Source organism: Caballeronia sp. LZ035 (genome assembly GCF_031451175.1).
In the GTDB taxonomy this organism is placed as follows: Bacteria; Pseudomonadota; Gammaproteobacteria; order Burkholderiales; family Burkholderiaceae; genus Caballeronia.
On sequence record NZ_JARUXS010000020.1, the window covers coordinates 1 to 5,433 of the forward strand.

The window sequence follows — 5,433 nt, forward strand, 5'->3', positions numbered from 1 at the left end:
GCCTTTGCCCACCCATGCGGCTCTGGCAGCGATGCTAACCCGCGTTGATGCCCCACGCCAGGCCAGCCCCTCTACCCACGGAAAGTCATACTGACTTACAGTAAAGATGAGAACTTGTGCGGATTGCCGTCGGTCACGACTTTGGGATTGCTGATGCCTCAGTCGAAGGCGTGTTGTCGTTTCGCCGAAGCGTTGCCAGTTCGCAAGGGCGTGCGAGCCACGCGATGAGCAAATAGTGGCCTCGGTCACGCATGAAGCTCGCAATGCGACCATATCCAGGCTGACCTCATAAGGTCTTCGTAAAGCCAGTCATTCAATTGGTCGCGCCAAGCGCACTGCGGAACGTCGGCGGGCCGGTGAGGCAAGTGCGCACGCCATCCAGCCAGACCCAGCGCCGGCGTGGATAAGCGATCTTTCGGCACACATGCACGTGTGAGCCCGTACCAACTCAGCGACCAGCCGAGCGCTGTGGCGCTATCGCTGCCAACGTCTCGTGACGAGAGCACGCATTGATGAACTGGCCGCGCGCAGAGGGTGGATGCGTGGGCGGGGCGGAGCATGTTACCGAAGAGTTCGCGTCCGACGCGATCGACAGTGTGCTCATACTCACGAAAGCCTATTCCAAAATGCGGCCAGTCAATTTGTGAGTACTGCGGAGCTGCGTCGGTTTGCCAGTCATCGTCGTCGGCCACCATGAAACGACGAGTTAAGCCAGCGGCCGCGAAGGCGGGTTGCCTGCGGAGCACCTCGAATGATGACGGCGGCGGCACGTCGTAGAGCTGGTTCAGTAGTCGCATATATTCGGCCAGATTGGCCTTACGTCCGTCGAGCCAGGGCGCGGGTTGGACAACAAATCTTCCCGTGTTCGGATCGCGGCGCCGAGACGCCGGAGCAGTCAGTGGTATGACGTTGTCGGCAATAAAACTCTTCCACCTCCCCAAGACCCGGGCGGCTTGGCCCGTGATCGGCGTACACTTGCAGACCTCATTCGACGCGCGGAACCGATTACCCGCGCGGCGGATGCGCGGGTGAACTTGGCTTGCCCCCAAGGGCAACTTCGTTGCCCCTCATCCCGATAGTCAGGCAACTCGCCCGGTACCACACTTGAGGTATCTCCTTGTGGCCGGCCATGAGCGATATCAAACAGACGATCGTCATTGTCGAAGACGACGATGGCATGCGGCGTGCGCTACAACGCCTGCTAACGCTGGCGGGATACAACACGCTCGCTTACGAGAGCGCTGAAGCACTCAACGCCACATGTGGTATAGAGCGCGCTTGGTGCCTTGTCCTGGACGTCCAGCTTCCCGGAGCTTCGGGGCCGACTCTGTACGCACAGCTCGGCGAACCACGCCCTCCGGCCGTTTTCATCACATCGCACGACAACGAGACGACGCGCCTCGCGGTAGCGAACGCGGGCGGTGTGCACTTTTTGGTCAAACCCTTCGCGGGCACAGACTTGCTAAAGCTCATAGCGATGTTGGGGGCGCAATGAGCGAAACAAGACGTTGCCTTGCAGACACCCATTGCACTGGATTCCGACGCGGTCGGGGCGCAGGGTCGAACGACTGATTGCGTACGCTCAGCTCCCCCAAGAAGAAATGTAAAGGAAGCTCTGCAGAATGCGGTTTCAAAACGCTGCGCACCATGTAGGCGTTAGGCAGATTGTTCTTGCTCAGCAGCGTCTGTCAACGACAGAGGTAATGGGGCCACACTTTGTGACCCTTCCTCGAGAGTGTGAGAGCGAGTTCAGCCTGCGGTGTGCTTTACGCTTCGCGCAGCTCCTTGCGCATCATCCATAAATTTCCCAACGCAAATAACGTGGTGATCGGAGCGGTGTTCTTCGCCAGCCCCCGATAACGCGTCTTCGAGTAACCAAACTGTCGCTTGAGAATTCGGAACGGATGTTCGACCTTTGCTCGAATTCCGGCTTTCAGTCGTTCGATCTTGTCGTATATCGCATCGAGAGGATCTTTCAAGTTCAATTTCCTTCGCTTGCTGGGCCGCATCGCGACATGCCATCGAGCCGAGCATGTTTGCTTACGTTTTTCGATGCCTTGGTATCCGGCGTCGGCATAAACATCCGTTTCTTCACCGTGCAACAAGGCAAGGGCCGCATTGATGTCGTGCTCGTTAGCCGCCGTGCCGATGACCGTGTGAACGATGCCTGACTCCGCGTCCACGCCTATATGCGCTTTCATACCAAAGTACCAATTCCTGCCTTTCTGGGTCGACTGCATCTCAGGGTCACGTGTACCCGATCCGTTCTTGGTCGAACTGGGCGCAGCGATCAACGTAGCGTCGACGGCCGAGCCTGCCCTAAGCATCAATCCCTTCTCGTTCAATACGTCATTGACGACCGCAAGAATCTGGGCAGCGATGCCATGCGCTTCGAGCAGGTGCCGAAATCGCAAGATAGTCGTTTCGTCTGGAAGACGGGTCATCCCGCCATCGAGGCCTGCAAATTCGCGGTACAGCGGTACATCGTAGAGAGCTTCTTCCATCGCAGGATCCGACAGACCAAACCATTGTTGGAGGAAATGAATCTGCAACATCGTCGCCACCGGAAATGGCGGACGACCAGTCGTCCCCTTCGGATAATGCGGCTCGATCAATGCAATCAGCCTCGACCAGGGCACGACTCGCCTCATCTCGTCCAGAAACTCCCGCTTACGCGTGCGTTTGGTTGACAGGTTCAAGCCGAGATGAAGTTGTGTCATCGTGATAGCTCCAAGTCATTGCTATTCAATAGTACTCCTTATCGTCCATATAGGAGCGGGTTATGCAGAGGCTCCTAAACACTGCGACGTCGCATCCGTCTGCCGTGATACCCGACCATCATCGGCGGTGCGTCACAAATTCCAAAGCAAAAGCGAAGGGACGACTTTATTTCCCGTTCGCTATACCCCTATTGGGTATTGCACGCCGCCCCGACGCGGCGCACGACGTCGCGAGTTGATGACTTTATAGTCGCAACGTTGACATCGTTTATGCGTTCTACGACTCGACGCGTGATGGACGAGATTCCTTGTTGGACAATCAGTCCAAATTCGCTGGCGGTAGCATTCGACCTTTAAACAAAAAGTATGCGCACAGCTTCTTTAAACACGATCACCTCGCGAGTTCAGGCGCAGAACGGACTCATCAGCTCAAGTGTGTGAGATGGTGTCCTGAAGTAGTGGGAAAAATCCACATCGTCAGTTCTGATCTGTGGCGGCAGGCCGAGCCGGGAGCCTAAAGTTAGTGCAACGAATCACCGTTCATCGCAGGCGTTCGCGTCCTTGTCTGGAGGTCCGCCCGGCCTGCCGGGCTCTGGGCCCGGTTCATTATCGGGAGGCTGAGGCGGCGGGATAGACTGATCGGCTTCAGGGTCACTTGCATCGGTAGGTTTGGAAACCAACGTTCCCTCCTTGTATAGTTAAAGGACACCCGATTCAGCCGGCGGCGGCGGGCGGTCCGGTTTGGTCTCCGGTGTTCCAAGGTCAGGAACGGCGGGTGGATTTTGCGCCGGTGAAGAATCGGGTACCGGCATAGGGTTGCTAGGGATTGCGGGATCAGCCATGATTTCCTCCGTGCAGAGTCGTGAGGAATGGTTTTAGGGGCGCCGGACAGTGGAATCACCTTCCACCGCTCGCACCCTGCTAACGTTCGAATTCCGTGCAAGCTCGTTAATAAGCGAGTACCGATGAAATGCTTTTGCGATCAACCACGGCAAGCGCTGTAGGGTCGTTTCAGCACCGAACAAAAGTGTCAATCGTACCTGTGGTCCTATCCGGTAGCATCATCTGTTCCAAAAAAAGACATGTCGTGTTGATTCGGGTCTTATGGTTGGCTCAATTGCAACGCTGTCAGCGTAGACCGTTTTACTTCCCCGAACCGGTAAATGAGCTCTTGCGCTAAAAAGACAATCGCATCATGCGAGATCTCGTACTCGATTGATATGACGAAGCATGCTTTATACCGCACACGCGGCCGCACACTAATCGCCGCACGACTTGTCGTATGCGAGAACGCGGGTCGTGCATCATTTGGTTGCGCTCGTCACCCGCCACACCGTATTGCCGACGTCATCGGCTATCAAAAGGCCACCCTCCCGATCCTGAGTGACGCCTACCGGTGCGCCGTACAACTCCTTCTGGTCCGCCGATGTGAAGCCCATGACGACGTCCTTCGGCGCACCGACCGGCTTGCCATTCTCGAACGCCAGATACGACACCACGTAGTCGCTCAGCGGCGAACGGTCCCAACTACCGTGTTCGCCGATAAAAACGCCGCCGCGATATTGTGCCGGCAAATTGTCGCCGGTATAGAACGTCACGCCTAACGGCGCGACATGGGAGCCTATTGCGAAGTCCGGTGGAATCGCCTTGGCGACGAGATCGGGACGTTGCGGTTGAGCGCGCGGATCGACGTGCTGGCCGTAGTAACTGTATGGCCAGCCATAAAACGCATTTTCCGTCACCGAGGTCAGATAGTCGGGGACGAGGTCTGCGCCGATTTCGTCGCGTTCGTTTGCGATTGCCCACAATTTTCCGGTTCTTGGTTCCCATTGCAGTGATATCTCCAAGTCATTGCTATGCAATAGTATTCCTTATCGTCCATATGGAGCGGGTTATGCAGAGGTCCCTTAACTGCGTCGACGGCCGGCGGACCGGCTTTCGCCGGCTCAATACCGCCGAACACGGGGAGACGTTCATGGCTATCACGGTCCAAGCTTCGACCTCGGTCGATTCCCTCATAACGCAAAAGGCTGAGTCTCTCGTAACAGAAAAGGCTGAGACTGCATATGAATTCCCGACGCAAGCCGGCGTTTTTCGAATGAAAACCGGGGAGCCAGCCGCGTCCGGCCATGAAATGCATTCGGTCGTTAAAGAAAGGCTCTCATTCGGGACGGGTAGCGACGAGAAATCGAGCGGCATCCGAAACAACCGACGAGTTCGTGCACGACAATCCGTGGAAGGCTATCGCGCTGGGGCAGTCGGCGGTTTGCTGATCGGGCTTGCTTCGCGTTGAATCAGATTTGGCGACGATCGGGGCGATCAGTTTCAGCCTCGCCGAACGTCGCATTTGATTGAATCCTCAGAGAATCACTCGTTCGTCGGATCGCCTGGGTCTTCGACACCCTTCTCGATGTTGTCCTTCTGATCGCCGTAGTCCTTGCGATTGGCACCGTTGGTGATCTCCACGTCGCCCTTGAGCTTGCGATCCTCGTCGCCCGTCACCTTGCCGATCGCGGTGTCGGTCCAGCCCTTGACTTGCTCCTTGATGCCTTCCTTCTGATCTTTGTTCATGATTTTCTCCGTCGGTCAGGCGTGCTTCGCCGCAGGCGCTGTATTGAAGCGTGTCAGACCTCGATCTATGCAGCATGTCGTGTGCCGCCGCTATCATCGACGCGCGAGGCACGCGCAATGCTTGAGCCCATGCATTCCTTAC

The 5,433-nt window shown here is 56.7% G+C and carries 4 protein-coding genes and 1 pseudogene; 2 read left to right on the forward strand and 3 right to left on the reverse strand.

Going from position 1 to position 5,433, the window contains the following annotated elements:
* The first annotated feature begins 1,129 nt into the window (after positions 1 to 1,129).
* On the forward strand, positions 1,130 to 1,495 hold the full coding sequence (locus tag QCE88_RS41795; RefSeq protein WP_309911910.1) for a response regulator: 366 nt from the start codon (positions 1,130 to 1,132) through the stop codon (positions 1,493 to 1,495).
* A gap of 271 nt (positions 1,496 to 1,766) precedes the next feature.
* Here the strand turns inward: QCE88_RS41795 and QCE88_RS41800 are convergent, their stop codons facing one another.
* Positions 1,767 to 2,720, reverse strand: coding sequence for an IS5 family transposase (locus tag QCE88_RS41800; protein WP_309911911.1), 954 nt, complete (start codon positions 2,718 to 2,720; stop codon positions 1,767 to 1,769).
* Between the two features lie 1,304 nt (positions 2,721 to 4,024).
* A pseudogene (locus tag QCE88_RS41805) lies at positions 4,025 to 4,555 on the reverse strand (PQQ-dependent sugar dehydrogenase); the annotation flags it as partial.
* 140 nt (positions 4,556 to 4,695) lie between these two features.
* Between QCE88_RS41805 and QCE88_RS41810 the strand changes: the two are divergent.
* On the forward strand, positions 4,696 to 5,013 hold the full coding sequence (locus tag QCE88_RS41810) for a hypothetical protein (RefSeq protein ID WP_309911912.1): 318 nt from the start codon (positions 4,696 to 4,698) through the stop codon (positions 5,011 to 5,013).
* 74 nt (positions 5,014 to 5,087) lie between these two features.
* Here QCE88_RS41810 and QCE88_RS41815 read toward each other — a convergent pair whose 3' ends face one another.
* The gene (locus tag QCE88_RS41815) at positions 5,088 to 5,291 is read right to left on the reverse strand and encodes a CsbD family protein (protein WP_309911324.1); all 204 of its coding nucleotides are present in this window, start codon (positions 5,289 to 5,291) and stop codon (positions 5,088 to 5,090) included.
* Positions 5,292 to 5,433: the final 142 nt, after the last annotated feature.

Bases quoted from the DNA above. Each gene is read 5' to 3' on its own strand.
- QCE88_RS41810 (WP_309911912.1), top strand. From the start codon at position 4,696: ATGGCTATCACGGTCCAAGCTTCGACCTCGGTCGATTCCCTCATAACG.
- QCE88_RS41795 (WP_309911910.1), top strand. From the start codon at position 1,130: ATGAGCGATATCAAACAGACGATCGTCATTGTCGAAGACGACGATGGC.
- QCE88_RS41800 (WP_309911911.1), bottom strand. From the start codon at position 2,720: ATGACACAACTTCATCTCGGCTTGAACCTGTCAACCAAACGCACGCGT.
- QCE88_RS41815 (WP_309911324.1), bottom strand. From the start codon at position 5,291: ATGAACAAAGATCAGAAGGAAGGCATCAAGGAGCAAGTCAAGGGCTGG.